At 41.2% G+C, this 15,231-nt stretch carries 11 protein-coding genes and 1 pseudogene; 6 read left to right on the top strand and 6 right to left on the bottom strand.

Going from position 1 to position 15,231, the window contains the following annotated elements; translation table 11 throughout:
* The 5 genes and pseudogenes from ND6B_RS08630 to ND6B_RS08615 all read left to right on the top strand — a co-directional run.
* Positions 1-810 (top strand): IS3 family transposase (locus ND6B_RS08630; protein WP_033103605.1); only part of this gene is annotated, 810 nt, incomplete at its 5' end.
* Between the two features lie 34 nt (positions 811-844).
* Positions 845-3,559 (top strand): annotated as a pseudogene (locus ND6B_RS08625) (efflux RND transporter permease subunit); the annotation flags it as partial.
* Positions 3,560-3,700: 141 nt separating this feature from the next.
* Positions 3,701-3,877, top strand: a complete 177-nt coding sequence (locus ND6B_RS20295; protein ID WP_200882083.1) for a hypothetical protein — start codon at positions 3,701-3,703, stop codon at positions 3,875-3,877.
* Positions 3,878-4,006: 129 nt separating this feature from the next.
* Complete coding sequence (locus tag ND6B_RS08620) at positions 4,007-4,960, top strand: hypothetical protein (protein WP_013465153.1); 954 nt, start codon at positions 4,007-4,009, stop codon at positions 4,958-4,960.
* Positions 4,961-5,054: 94 nt separating this feature from the next.
* The gene (locus ND6B_RS08615; protein WP_033103606.1) at positions 5,055-5,945 is read left to right on the top strand and encodes a dienelactone hydrolase family protein; all 891 of its coding nucleotides are present in this window, start codon (positions 5,055-5,057) and stop codon (positions 5,943-5,945) included.
* 20 nt (positions 5,946-5,965) lie between these two features.
* Here ND6B_RS08615 and ND6B_RS08610 read toward each other — a convergent pair whose 3' ends face one another.
* A complete protein-coding gene (locus ND6B_RS08610) occupies positions 5,966-6,907 on the bottom strand; it encodes a LysR family transcriptional regulator (protein ID WP_033103630.1) in 942 nt (313 codons plus the stop codon).
* A 127-nt stretch (positions 6,908-7,034) separates the two neighbouring features.
* Here ND6B_RS08610 and ND6B_RS08605 point away from each other — a divergent pair, with 127 nt between their 5' ends.
* Entirely contained in the window at positions 7,035-7,691 is a 657-nt protein-coding gene (locus ND6B_RS08605; protein WP_033103607.1) for a nitroreductase family protein, read from the top strand.
* 44 nt (positions 7,692-7,735) lie between these two features.
* Here ND6B_RS08605 and ND6B_RS08600 read toward each other — a convergent pair whose 3' ends face one another.
* The 5 genes from ND6B_RS08600 to dapB all read right to left on the bottom strand — a co-directional run bounded on the left by ND6B_RS08600 (position 7,736) and on the right by dapB (position 15,023).
* Complete coding sequence (locus ND6B_RS08600) at positions 7,736-8,794, bottom strand: S66 family peptidase (protein WP_013465157.1); 1,059 nt, start codon at positions 8,792-8,794, stop codon at positions 7,736-7,738.
* 170 nt (positions 8,795-8,964) lie between these two features.
* Positions 8,965-9,441 carry a transcription elongation factor GreA gene (gene greA, locus ND6B_RS08595; protein ID WP_010388635.1) on the bottom strand — a complete coding sequence of 159 codons (477 nt, stop codon included), beginning with the start codon at positions 9,439-9,441 and terminating at the stop codon, positions 8,965-8,967.
* 50 nt (positions 9,442-9,491) lie between these two features.
* Positions 9,492-12,710, bottom strand: a complete 3,219-nt coding sequence (gene carB / locus ND6B_RS08590; protein WP_016900400.1) for a carbamoyl-phosphate synthase large subunit — start codon at positions 12,708-12,710, stop codon at positions 9,492-9,494.
* 16 nt (positions 12,711-12,726) lie between these two features.
* On the bottom strand, positions 12,727-13,863 hold the full coding sequence (gene carA / locus ND6B_RS08585; protein ID WP_016900401.1) for a glutamine-hydrolyzing carbamoyl-phosphate synthase small subunit: 1,137 nt from the start codon (positions 13,861-13,863) through the stop codon (positions 12,727-12,729).
* Between the two features lie 362 nt (positions 13,864-14,225).
* On the bottom strand, positions 14,226-15,023 hold the full coding sequence (dapB, locus tag ND6B_RS08580; protein WP_033103608.1) for a 4-hydroxy-tetrahydrodipicolinate reductase: 798 nt from the start codon (positions 15,021-15,023) through the stop codon (positions 14,226-14,228).
* Positions 15,024-15,231: the final 208 nt, after the last annotated feature.

A 15,231-nucleotide genomic window follows, 5' to 3' on the forward strand; every position in this document is an offset into this window, starting at 1 on the left:
TATGGGCATTTACCGGCCAGTAAAATAGTCCCTAAGCTGCTTGATAAGGGCATATGGATAGCGTCTGAAAGTTCGTTTTATCGTGTCATGAAGGCACATAACTTATTAACGCATAGAGAAAAAGTAAAGCCAGCTAAGCCGATGAAAAAGCCAAGAGCACTGAAAGCAGTGCGTGCAAATGAAGTCTACACTTGGGATATCACCTATTTACCAACGAGCGTAAAAGGGCAATTTTTATACTTATATTTAGTGATGGACATTTTTAGTCGAAAGGTTGTTGGCTGGCAGGTTTACGACACACAGTTAAGTGAATTAGCCGCGGATTTAATGAAGGATATTTGCAGTCGAGAGCAAATAAAGCGCGAGCAAGTTACGTTACACTCAGATAATGGCAGCCCAATGAAAGGCGCGACATTACTGGCAACATTACAGGAGTTAGGGATTGTGCCATCATTTAGTCGACCGTCAGTAAGTAATGACAATCCATACTCTGAGTCGTTATTTAAAACGTTAAAGTATCGCCCAGAATACCCAGAAAAGCCATTTGAAGATATAAGCGCAGCAAGAGAATGGGTAAGTGGGTTCGTTGATTGGTACAATAATGAGCATCTACACAGTGGTATAAAATTTGTGACGCCAAACCAACGTCATTCAGGTTTAGATAAAGAAATATTAGCTAAGCGTCAGCAGGTAAACGACGCAGCTAAATTGAATAACCCAAGCCGTTGGTCAGGGAAGTCACGAGACTGGTCAATGATAAATGAAGTAAATTTAAACCCTGAGAAAAAAGAAGAAATGCGGGCGGCATAAAATTTAACTTGAGGCGACAACTAACTTGAAAAACTCCGACGGTGACATGAGTAACTACCAACTTAAAGAGCTCGGAAACGATATAAAAGACGAGCTTCAGGCACTGCCTAATATTAATTTAGTTAACTTTAATGGTGGCCTTAATTACGAAATTGGTATTGAAGTAAGCCCAGACAAACTGCGTGCTTATGGATTAACGTTTAGAGATATTGCCAGTGCAGTGCAAAGCTTTTCTGCCAATATGTCAGCTGGGCAAATTCGCTCTGAAAATGGCTATATTTCAATGCGCGTTGAGAAACAAGCCTACCGTGGTAGCGAGTTTGCAAAACTACCACTGATCACCCTTGCCGATGGCGCGCAAGTTTATTTAGGTGACGTTGCCACCATAAATGATGGCTTTGAAGAAGGCCTGCAATACTCAAAATACAATGGTAAAAACTCATTGTCGTTTGAAGTAAACGCCTCTAAAGATCAAGATATTACCGATGTTGCTAAAGTACTTAAAACCTATATGGCTGAAAAAGAATCGCAACTGCCTGCAGGTGTTAAGCTCTCTCCTATTGTTGATTTAACTTACTACCTCGAAGGTCGCCTCGATATGATGGTCGACAATATGATTTGGGGTGGCTTACTAGTTATGTTGGTATTAGCGCTGTTTTTACCATTACGTTTAGCTTTTTGGGTAATGATGGGTTTACCTGTGTCATTTTTAGGTGCCTTTTTGTTTATGCCAATTGGCTTTTTAGATGTCACAATTAACTTAGCCTCGTTATTTGCCTTTATACTGGTGCTTGGGATAGTGGTTGATGACGCCATTGTTGTGGGCGAATCTGCTAGTGCTGAAATAGAAAAACACGGCCATACACTCGATAACGTAGTACGCGGCGTAAAACGCGTGGCAATGCCAGCCACATTTGGCGTACTTACCACTATTGCGGCATTTTTACCGCAAACTCTTGCCACAGGCCCTGGTGCGGCTTTTTCTAAAGCCATTGGTGGGGTGATTATTTTATGTTTAATTTTCTCACTGATTGAATCAAAACTTATTTTGCCGGCACATATTGCGGCAATGAAAGACCGTAAACCAAATCCAAAAAACCCGCTTCACCGTGCACGTAAAGTAATGGATAACGGCCTAAAAAGTTTTGTTGATAACTACTACACCCCGTTTGTTGGTCGCTGCATTCATTATCGCTATACCGTAATTGTCGGTTTTATGTGTTTACTGATTGTCAGTGCGGGAATGTTTGCCGGTGGTTTAGTTAAATTTGTGCCTAATCCTAAAATACCGCACGATTTTCCACGCATTGATATAGAAATGAACTTAGCGTCTTCTGAGCAAGCAACGCTTGAGACAGCTAAAAAAGTAGAGCAGCTAATACTGAGCGTTGATAGCCAGCTCAAAGAGCAATACGGTAAACCGATGATCCGCGATTTATCAGTTAGCTTACGTGGGCGAACGCAAGCAAACATTATGGCTATTTTAGTTGAACCCGACCTGCGCCCTATTGATACCTTTGCACTGAGTGCCTTATGGCGCGAGCAAATGCCTAACTTACCGGGTGTTAAAACCCTAACCATTCAAGACAGTATTATGAACGGGGGTCGAGACGATGGCGATGTAAGCTTTAAACTCGAAGGTAAAAATGCACAAGTACTTAAAGAAGTCGCTGGTAAACTTAAAACCAAGTTACAAAGTATGGAAGGCGTAGGCGATGTTAATGACTCAATGCAAAGCGCTACCGATGAAGTACAGCTAGATTTAAAACCACTTGCTTACAGCATGGGGCTAACCCTTGCCGATGTGGCCTCACAAGTAAGCTTTAGTTATTACGGTTTAGAAGCACAACGTATTCTTCGCGAAGGTGAAGAAATTAAAGTGATGATCCGCTACCCAGAAGATGAGCGTAACTCAATCAGCGATATCGACAGCGTACGTATTATCACCCCCACAGGCGCTGAAGTACCATTAAGTGAAGTTGCTAATATTTCATTAGTTGATGGGGTTAATCGTATTCGCCGTGAAAATTCAAAACGTACAGTAAACGTGTGGGCTGCGGTAAATACTGACCAAGTAGAACCCTTTGCCATTGCACAACAAATTCGTGATGAGTACTTACCTTCATTACTTAAAAACTACCCAGGGGTACAAAGTAATGTGGCTGGTCGTATTCAAGAGGAAATGGATAGCGCTGATGAGCAATTACGTGACTTTGCGCTATCGATGATCATAATTTTTGCATTATTGGCTATTCCTCTGCGATCTTACTCGCAACCATTAATTATTATGTCGGTCATTCCATTTGGTGTGGTTGGCGCCATGTTTGGCCACATGGTACTAGGTATGACCATGAGCAGCTTATCGATGTTTGGCATTATTGCGGTAGCCGGTGTGGTGGTTAATGACTCACTCGTGATGGTAGATTTTGTAAACAAAGCGCGTGCTGAAGGCGTGGCAATAAAACAAGCGGTAATGCAAGCCGGTGCACGTCGCTTTAGAGCCATATTACTAACTTCAATCACCACCTTTATTGGGGTCATGCCGATTATTATGGAAACCAGCTTACAAGCAAAAATTGTAATACCTATGGCGGTATCGCTCGCTTTTGGTGTGCTGTTTGCCACGGTAATAACGCTTATTCTTATACCGTGTCAGTATGTTGCGCTTGAAGATGCAAAACGCCTGATCCGCAAATGGCGCGGTAAAGATGCCCTAGTCGATGGCCAACCAGCAACGACGAATCACTAAATTAAGTAAAATCCCAACCAAAAAGCTCGGTATTATTATGCCGAGCTTTTTATTTATAGTTATAAAATAGCATTCAACTATTTGCCAGTTTGTCTCCCTACTGGTAATTTAACTCTAAATTTTGCTCTTAAAGGATTAACCATGGGCACATTTCAGCTTATCTTATTTATCGTCTTTGCCGTATTGACTACTCTGGGTTACAAAAAGAACAACCGTAATTTAATGCTATTGAGTGCAATAACCATTTCTTTTGCATTTGTAGGGTTAGAATTTTTACTCGGGTTTGATGAAGGATTATCAGGGACTAATTATGAATAAAACTTACAAAGCTATATAAGTTCACATTATTCAAATTCACTTTGACTCAGATTCTATGGGTTCTTAAATATTAGGCAATTAAGGTTTTAGCTTTTTACAAAAATTGTATATATAGAAAAAGGAGTTTTAATGCGCTTTATAACACTAATCCTGTCTTTTATAGTTCTTTTGAGTGGATGCCAGAACTTTATTGCCAAACAAATAACGAAGCCTGTTAGACCAGTAATTTTTGATAAATCGGTATTGAATAGCAATGTAACGGGCCAGAAAACCCAATACTGTATAAGTAAAAAACAGTGTGTAAACTTTTTATACACCTCACCAACAATACTTTATAAAGGCAAAATAATTTCAACGGTTACACTCAATTTTAAATTAAAAAATGGCACAACAATTAAAACGTTTGAGGAAACCTTAAATCATACAAATAAACACCCTGTTAAAAAAAATCATTTAATCATTTTACTTCCAGGTTATGGTATTGATTATACAATCTATGGAGTGCAATCACGCTGGCTTGCTCATTTTACGGGAGCCGACGTTGTTGTTGCCCCTTCGCCTAACCAAAATGAACCATTTGACTTTGGTTTAGTAAATGCAAATATTGTGAGTGAATATATAAAGACGCAAAAATATGAAAATATATCTCTTGTTAGTTATTCAATGGGTGCAGTTGCGAGCAATCACATAATAGGCAAGCTGAATATTAATAAACACATACTTATTGCTCCTATGATTAATTTTAAAACTGCATTAAATACTATTGCTAGGTTAACCCACCCTATTTATAGCACGTTTTTAGGTGATGATTATTTGAACGAAGTGGCTAATAAAATAATTGAAGAAAGTGGAGTTCCGTCTTACAAGCTTAATCTATTCAATATACTTAGTGCACCTAGTTACACTAAAAAAACTTACATCTTTGCAAGTAACGCTGACAAAGTAAGTCCATATAGTGATTTATACACTCTTAATAAAAAAAATATAACTATTAACGAGGTAAAAAGTTTAAATCATCCTGAAATGGTTGCTTTAATATCAAAGCAACAAAGAGAGGCTATTCTTTTATTACTTAACGAGTAGTTTTATAACAATTACAATAATTAAAGGAAAACTGCTCGTTTTTTATGCCTTTTACGTTATGGTATTTAATAATCATAATAAATAAGGCACAACTATGACCTCCCCTCAGTCTGAACACATTCCTCAAGAAGCATTTGATTGGTATGACGAATACGCTCATGGTTTAATTGATAGACGCACGTTCATGAAAAAGCTTGGTGGCTTAGCCGCATTGGGCTTTTCAATGACGGTGCTTACAGGTGCATTATTACCTAATTACGCACAAGCCGAGCAAGTCTCATTTAACGACGATGACATAAAAGCCACTTACCAAGTATTTGATTCGCCTGATGGCCATGGTTCAGGCAAAGGCTATTTAGTGGTTCCAACAAATACACAAGGCAAACTACCTGTTGTATTAGTAGTACACGAGAATCGCGGCTTAAATCCGTATGTAAAAGATGTTGCAAGGCGACTGGCTAAAGCCGGGTTTATTGCTTTTGCACCTGATGCGTTATACCCACTGGGTGGCTATCCAGGCAACGACGATGAAGGTCGAGCCATGCAGCGCACGATGGATCGCGTTAAAATACAAAATGATTTTGTTGCCGCCGCGCATTTTTTGAAGGCGCATCCAAATAGTAATGGTAAATTAGGTGCCGTTGGTTTTTGTTTTGGTGGCTATATTGTTAACTATTTAGCTGCCGTAGACAGTAATTTATTGACTGCGGGCGTGCCCTTTTATGGTACACCTGCAAGTGAAAGCTTACATAAAAACATTAAAGCGCCATTAATGATTCAGTTAGCTGAGCTTGATAAACGCGTTAACGCCACATGGCCTGAATATGAGCAGAGCTTAAAATCAAACAATGTTGATTACACTATGCACATGTACGAAGGCGCGAATCATGGTTTTCATAACGATTCAACTGGCCGCTACGATGAAAAAAATGCCGAACTTGCATGGCAGCGTACATTAGCGTTTTTTAATAACCACTTAAGTTAACATTACTAAGCGTGTATTTGTTACTCGTTAATTACTACACGTTTATCAACAATTCCCTCTTTTACTAGCTGATTCAATAAGTGAGCGGTTTTTTCTCTGCACACATCGCGTAGTAGTCGTACAGCGGGAGTAATCGATTGTCTGCTTGGGCAAATAAGCCACAGCTCCCCTTGGGTGTGCTGATAGTTAGGCATCACAGTAACAACGCGTTTATTTAATAAGTCATCAGCAATATCTAACGCCGATTTAACCGCTAAACCTTTACCTGCCAAACACCAACGCCTGACTAAATCGCCATCGTTTGAGGCACGTCTGCCCTGCATTTTTACTTTGTATTTTTTTTGGCCATCGGTAAACTCCCATACATTATTGATAATATCTTGCAGCTGATAAAATAATCCGTGATGCTGCGCTAAATCGTCAGGATGCTCTGGCTCACCATATTTAGCTAAATAGGTAGGTGTAGTACAGAGTAGTCGCGGTACGTTGCAAATTTTAAATCCATAAACACTGCTATCACTTGGGGAGCCATAACGCAGTGCAATATCAACCGAATCACGAAAAAAATCGATATTGCTATCGCTAATGTGCGTACGCAAGCTCACACTTGGGTACCTATCCATAATGTCATCAATCCAGGGGATCACTAGGTTGCGCCCTAAATCAGATGAAGTAGCCACCCGCAATTCTCCCTCAATAGCATCATGTTCTCCTTTGAGGTTTTGCCTTGCCGTTTCAAGTACAGCCAGCGCTTGTTCGCATTGGGGTATGTACCGCTCCCCTGCACTGGATAAACGCAAATGGCGAGTTGTTCTAATAAATAATTCGCAGCCAAGGGCTGATTCTACGCGCTTAATAGCCGCACTGGCGGTTGCTGTGCGCATATCTAACTTAGCAGCAGCTAAAGTAATACTTCGACACTCTGCTACTTTTAAAATCAGTTTTAAGTCATCAATCTGCATATTATCTATTTTTATTTGATAATGATTCAATAATTATGCTGTTTATTTTAAATAAAGCAAATTGTATTATGCTGCTCATACACTCAGTGAACACTGTTTATTAGCCCTTTTTTATTATGGAGAGACTATGACTCACCCTATTATTCGCGACCTTGAAAGCCGCCATACTGCTAAACGTTACGACGCGACAAAGCGCATTTCTCAAGACGATTTAGCGATATTGTATGACGCGATGCGTCTTTCTCCTTCGTCAATTAATTCGCAGCCTTGGAAATTTGTAGTGATTGAATCAGACGCTGCAAAAGAGCGTATGCACACTACCTTTGCTAATAAGTTTCAATTTAATCAGCCACACATTAAAGCGGCGTCGCACATTATTTTATTTGCTCATAATCCGCAATATACTCGTGAAGATTACGGACACGTAATTGATGCCGATATAAAGAATGGCCGAACTCAAAAAGAAAACCGCGAGCAAGCTTTTGGCGCTTTTGCGTTTGTTGATTTAAATACCGATGAGCAAGGTAATAATGCCGCGTGGACCAAAGCACAAACCTACATTGCTTTAGGCAATACTATGCATACAGCAGCACGCTTAGGGATTGATACCACGCCGATGGAAGGCGTTGATGCACAGCTGATTGGTGAAGAGTTTGCAAGCGAATTAGACGGCTACATCTGTGATGTGGCACTTGCGCTGGGTTACCATGATGCAGAAGAAGACTACAATGCTAATTTACCAAAGTCACGTTTAAGCAAAGAACAAGTAATTCAGGTTTTATAAGTCAAAGCTGCTCACTTTAAATTGTTAGTGAGCAGCTCACTTTATTAGGCTAGTTTTGTGACCACAGACGCACTAATAACTTTGCCTTGATCAACATCTGCGGTAACAGTGCATAAAGCTCCATTGATTAAATTTAAATTAGGAGGGATGTGACCAATATCGGCATCAATGATCACCGGAAATAAACACCCGCCAAAAGCGGCATTTAAGCCTTGGCGATAATCAAACCCCGGATCTTGCCCCTGTAAGGTTACATGGCGGCCAATAATCACCCCGTTTATATCATCAAACATACCGGCTAATTTGAGTGACAATAAAAACCGTGCAACCGTGGCAGGCGTGAGCTCTGCGCTTTCTAAATAAAGCACAATACCTTGCGAGGCATTATGCTTTTTAAACTCATGCAGTGCTAAAAAAGGCGAATCAAGCAACAGCCCAACCGTATCAAGACATCCACCAAACAATCGCCCTGACATTTCGATACTGCGTTTATCAGTGTAATTTAAACATTGCCACTGGGTTGGCGCGCTGTGATCAAATAATACGTTTGGGTTTTGTGCATAATCAGGCTTGCTATGTTGATGGTAAGTCGAGGGGGCTTGCTCAAACTCACTATTAGCCTCATAGCTTAGACTTTCAAAAATTTGTAAACAATACGGATCTTTTTCATCGGGGTGTAACTGAATTAAATTGGCGCTATGCAGTGTTGCCCAATTACATTTTGCTGTCAGTGCACAAGCAATCGTGCTGACATCTGAATAACCCACCAACCATTTAGGTTTGGCATTTTTAATTGCGCCAAAATCAAGTAACGGCAATATTTCCATTGCCAGCTCTCCGCCCATTGGCGGCATAATCGCATCTATTTTATCATCTAATAAAAAGTCCATTAATTGCTTGGCATGCTGCTTAGCAGTAAGTTGAGTTCGCGGCTCGTTTTGACGTAAAAACTCCCCTTCAACAACCTCATAACCTCGATGTTTTAAGCCATTAATGACGATGTCTAACCGTGGGTGATATTTTGATTTGATCCCCGCTGATAAAGAACACACGGCGATTTTAGATCCCACTTTTAAAGGTGCTGGATACAGTATATTTGCCATATTATTTCCTTATTGAAGAATAGGTTACTACCATAACAACATAGCCTACATTTACAAACAATGAATAATAATTGACCGGTATCTAAACCAAATATAAAAACCAAGCATAAAAAAACCAGTGCTTATTGCTAAGCACTGGTTTTTATAAAACGTTAAAGTGAGTTAACTAATTAAATATACTCAACCTCAATGATTTCGTACTCTACATCACCTTTTGGCGTTTTGATAATCACAGCGTCATCCGCTTGTTTACCAATTAAGCCGCGAGCAATTGGTGAATTGACAGAGATTAAATTACTTTTAATATCTGCTTCATCATCGCCAACAATCTGATATTTAACTTCAGCGTCGGTTTCAACATTAACGATGGTTACTGTAGTACCAAAAATCACTTTACCTGTATTAGGCATCTTTGTTACGTCAATCATCTGCATGTTTGAAAGTTTTGCTTCAATTTCTTGAATACGGCCTTCACAAAAACCCTGTTGCTCACGCGCAGCGTGATACTCAGCATTTTCTTTTAAGTCACCGTGTTCACGTGCATCAGCAATATCAGATACAATTTTTGGACGGGTAACAGTTTTTAATTCGTTAAGTTCATCGCGCAATAATTTTGCGCCACGAACTGTCATTGGAATTGATTGCATACTTTTCTCACTTAATCCCAAGGCCGTGGTTACGGCCTTGGCACATTTCCTTAGTTCAATCGCAGGTGTAGTTCTTGAACAGACGTCACTTTACTGCGGTCATCTGCTTGGTTAGCAGTACAGTTAGCAAATGCCGCATTCAATGTCGTAGTATAATTGGTTTTGTGCTGCAATGCACCACGACGTAACACCTTCGAATCTTCAATCGCTTGGCGACCTTCGGTGGTATTAACGATATAGCTATACTCGCCATTTTTGATTCTATCAAGAATGTGCGGACGACCTTCATATACTTTATTTACACGGCGAACCGTAATTCCAGCATCTTCAAGTGCAGCAGCTGTTCCACCTGTTGCATCTAGCTCAAAACCAAGGTCTGTCATGGTTTTAGCTAGTTCTACAATACGTGGCTTATCGCTATTACGTACAGATAGTAACGCGCGACCACCACGTGGTAAAGTGTTGCTTGCACCTAATTGTGCTTTTGCGAACGCTTCGGCGAAAGTATCACCAACACCCATTACTTCACCCGTAGAGCGCATTTCTGGGCCACGGATAGGATCCACACCTTGGAACTTAGCAAATGGCAATACCACTTCTTTTACGCTGTAGTAAGGTGGAATCACTTCTTTAGTAATGCCTTGGCTTGCTAAAGATTGACCTGCCATACAACGTGCCGCAACTTTTGCAAGTGCTACACCCGTTGCTTTAGATACAAATGGAACTGTACGTGCTGCACGTGGGTTTACTTCGATTAAATACACTTTGCCATCTTTAACCGCAAACTGTGTATTCATCAAACCAACTACGCCAAGCTCAAGGGCCATATCAGTTACTTGCTTACGCATTACATCTTGTACTTCTTGCGTTAGCGAGTGAGCTGGTAATGAACACGCTGAGTCACCAGAGTGAACACCCGCTTGTTCAATATGCTCCATGATGCCGCCGATGATGACTTGCTCGCCATCACAGATGGCATCAACGTCAACTTCGATTGCGTTATCTAAGAAACGGTCAAGTAACACGGGTGCTTCGTTTGATGCAGATACGGCCTCGGTCATGTAACGACGTAAATCTTGCTCATCGTATACAATTTCCATCGCACGACCACCTAATACATACGAAGGACGTACTACCAGTGGGAAACCAATTTCAACTGATTTTAAAATAGCTTCTTCAGTTGAGGTTACGGTGGCATTTTCTGGCTGCAGTAAATCCAAACGCTCAACAAGTTGTTGGAAGCGTTCACGGTCTTCTGCACGGTCAATCGCATCTGGCGAAGTACCAATTACTGGCACGCCGTTCGCTTCAAGCTCACGCGCAAGTTTAAGTGGCGTTTGACCACCGTACTGTACGATAACGCCTTTTGGCTTTTCAACACGTACAATTTCAAGCACGTCTTCTAGGGTAATTGGTTCGAAGTATAAACGGTCTGACGTATCGTAATCGGTAGATACCGTTTCAGGGTTACAGTTAACCATAATAGTTTCGTAACCGTCTTCACGAAGCGCAAGCGCAGCATGAACACAACAGTAGTCAAATTCAATACCTTGGCCGATACGGTTAGGACCGCCACCAATCACCATGATTTTATCACGGTCAGATGCGTTCGCTTCACATTCTTCATCGTAAGATGAGTACATGTAAGCTGTATCTGAGCTAAATTCGGCAGCGCACGTATCAACGCGTTTGTACACAGGCACAATATTGAGTTGATGACGCTTTTTACGGATTTCAGCTTCTGACACACCGGCAATTTCTGCAATACGCGGATCTGCAAACCCTTTGCGTTTAAGTTTACGCAAGAAGTCTGCATTTAAGCCGGCCATACCGACTTCTGAAATTTTAGCTTCGTCTTTTAAGATATCTTCAATTTGTACTAAGTACCAAGGGTCAATCTTAGTTAATTCAAATACATCTTCAACGCTCATACCATGGCGCATTGCATCGGCAATGTACCAAATACGCTCTGCACCTGGCTCACGTAATTCACGAATGATTTTTTCTTTTGCTTTAGGGTCATCAAGTGCCACAATTGGGTTAAAGCCTGTTGCGCCTACTTCTAAACCACGTAATGCTTTTTGTAATGACTCTTGTTGGTTACGACCAATCGCCATTACTTCGCCCACTGATTTCATTTGCGTCGTTAAACGGTCGTTTGCACCGGCAAATTTTTCAAAATTAAAGCGAGGAATTTTTGTTACAACGTAATCGATTGACGGTTCAAACGATGCTGGGGTTTTACCACCAGTGATATCGTTTTGAAGCTCATCTAACGTGTAGCCTACCGCTAACTTAGCGGCGATTTTAGCAATTGGGAAACCGGTTGCTTTAGAGGCCAATGCAGATGAACGTGATACACGTGGGTTCATTTCAATGATAACCATACGGCCATCAACGGGGTTTACACCAAATTGTACGTTTGAACCGCCGGTTTCAACACCAATTTCACGCAATACGGCCATAGAGGCATTACGCATGATTTGGTATTCTTTGTCGGTTAATGTTTGTGCTGGAGCCACAGTGATTGAGTCACCTGTGTGCACACCCATTGGGTCAAAGTTTTCAATAGAACAGACGATAATACAGTTGTCTTTTTTGTCACGAACAACTTCCATTTCGTATTCTTTCCAACCAATTAACGACTCATCTATTAATAACTCGCTGGTTGGTGAAAGGTCTAAACCGCGCTCACAGATTTCTTCAAACTCTTCCATGTTGTAAGCCACACCGCCGCCGGTGCCGCCCATTGTGAAAGAAGGACGAATAATACACGGTAAGCCGATACGGGTCATGGTATCGCGCGCTTCATCCATTGAATGGGCAATTTCAGCACGTGGACATTCTAGGCCGATGTTACGCATAGCAACATCAAAGCGCTCACGGTTTTCTGCTTTATCGATTGCATCGGCTGTTGCGCCAATAAGCTCAACGCCATGCTTAGCCAATACACCATGCTTGTCTAAATCAAGCGCACAGTTTAATGCTGTTTGGCCACCCATTGTAGGCAGTACAGCATCTGGCTTTTCTTTTTCAATGATTTTTTCTACCACTTCCCAGTGAATTGGTTCGATGTATGTTGCATCGGCCATTTCTGGGTCAGTCATGATAGTTGCTGGGTTTGAGTTAACTAATATAACTCGATAGCCTTCTTCTCTTAGTGCTTTACACGCTTGAGCACCAGAGTAGTCAAATTCACAAGCTTGACCAATTACAATTGGGCCTGCGCCTAAGATAAGAATGCTTTTTATGTCGGTACGTTTTGGCATTATTACTCCGGTTAAATTAGTGGTTACGCGCTTGCATCAAATCGATGAAGTGGTCAAATAATGGGGCTGCATCGTGCGGACCAGGACTCGCTTCAGGGTGACCTTGGAAGCTAAATGCTGGTTTATCTGTACGGTGAATACCTTGCAATGTGCCGTCAAATAACGATTTATGCGTTGCACGTAGGTTATCTGGTAATGTGGCTTCATCTGCAGCAAAACCATGGTTTTGTGCGGTGATCATTACGACATCGCGCTCAAGATCTTTAACTGGGTGGTTACCACCATGGTGGCCAAACTTCATTTTTACTGTTTTAGCACCTGAGGCAAGCGCTAATAGTTGATGCCCTAAACAAATACCAAAAATTGGCGTATCGGTTTCTAAAAAGGTTTTAATTGCATCAATGGCATAAGTACATGGCTCAGGATCGCCAGGGCCATTTGATAAGAAAATACCATCAGGGTTTAAGGCTAGTACGTCAGCGGCAGAGGTTTGTGCGGGTACAACCGTTAGTTTACAACCACGATCTACAAGCATACGTAAAATATTACGTTTAACACCGAAGTCGTAGGCAACAACATGAAACTTTTCATCATCAGCGTGTAAGGTTTTAAACCCTTCGCCTAATGTCCAGCTTGATTCGCGCCACTCAAAATTTTCCTTGGTTGAGACAACTTTTGCTAAATCCATGCCTTTTAAGCCTGGGAAGGCTTGCGCAGCTTCAAGCGCTTTTTTCTCGTCTAGTTCGTCACCGGCAACGATACAGCCATTTTGTGCGCCTTTATCACGCAAAATACGGGTTAGTTTTCTGGTGTCGATGTCCGCAATACCTAAAATATTACGTTCTTTTAAGTAATCATCTAACGATTGCTCGTTACGAAAATTACTCGCTAGCAGTGGCAAATCACGGATCACTAGGCCTTTAGCCCAAATATGACTCGCTTCTTCGTCTTCGCTGTTGGTACCCGTATTACCGATATGTGGGTACGTCAAAGTTACGATTTGTTCCGCGTACGATGGATCAGTCAAAATTTCTTGATAACCAGTCATAGACGTATTGAATACTACTTCACCGACTGACATGCCGTCAGCGCCGATTGCAGTACCGCGAAACACTGTGCCGTCTTCTAGGACTAACAGAGCGGATTTAGTCAAGTTAAACCTCCTAACAGTAAAAAACGGGAGTAAGCAAATTGCTTAACACCCCGCCAATACTCAGATAATTGGTCAAAACCTGATTTCTGTGAGCTTAAATTGTTTTACGCAGTCTTAAATGATGCCGATGTAAACCACTAAACCTTCATTCATTTTTCTTGCCTAAAACTCTTTTCATTCCCACACAAACCCCGGTTTTGCTAACCATATGAGTATAATTGGAAACACGCATTTAGTAATTTTTGGCAAATTGGCTGCATTCTACATGAAGTTGGCTTTTAGGTCTAACGCTAATTAGTAAATTGCAATAAATAAGTGGTTATAGCAAAAAACCACCTCAAAGCGTTAAAAAAGGAACTTAACTACTTTAAATCTAGCACATCTTGCATGTCATAAAGTCCTGCAGGTTTATTTTTCAACCACTGCGCAGCTCTTATAGCACCTAGCGCGAAGGTCATTCGCGAACTTGCTTTATGGGTTAATTCAAGTCTTTCGCCCATTGTAGCGAAGTAGGCCGTGTGTTCACCTACTATATCACCGCCTCTTAGCACCGAATAACCAATTTCATTTTGTGATTTGGCCTGCTCTATATTGTTGCGATCATAAACGGCAACCTCATCATGATCCCACCCTTTTGCCTGAGCAATGGACTCGCCAATGGCAAGTGCAGTGCCCGATGGCGCATCAATTTTATGACGATGATGTGCTTCAAAAATTTCTATATCTAAATCATCGCCTAGTTTTGTCGCTGCCGTTTGCACTAAGTTAAGCAGTAAATTTACGCCCACGCTATAATTACGCGCAAATACGATCGGGATATGTTTAGCGGCATCTGTTAATAGAGCCATATCATCATGAGTTAAGCCAGTGGTGCCAATTACCATAGGTGTTTTTTTCTCAACAGCTGTTTTTAAGTGATTTCTCATGCCTTGTGGAAGGGTAAAGTCTATAAGCACATCTACATTTTCAACCTGCTGTTCACTGCTAAACTTAATCTCTTTTGCCGCTGCGCTATTAAGCTGATTAACGGGCAGGTCTAATAACGGTGACTGACTGCGCACATAGGCCGCCGCTAATTGTGAATTTTTATTGATTGTTGCTGCTTCTACAAGTGCCTGTCCCATACGGCCATTCGCACCAAACACACCTACTCGATTCATCTTTTTACAACCTATGTATTTTTTAGTTAGCTAGATTTTATCTAAAACTCATGTAATAGTCAGGAAAGCTTATAAAAAAGCTTCGATTATTTTAGGGTCTGTTGACCTTTGCGGATTAAAATTTGTTTAAACTAGGAGCGGTTTAATCGTGGCGCGAGGTTTGTAACCTAGTGGGCTAAGTAAAAACCGAGCAAAGCTTCCGCGTCCT

This window comes from Pseudoalteromonas sp. ND6B, from assembly GCF_000764215.1.
GTDB classification, from domain to species: domain Bacteria; phylum Pseudomonadota; class Gammaproteobacteria; order Enterobacterales; family Alteromonadaceae; genus Pseudoalteromonas; species Pseudoalteromonas tetraodonis.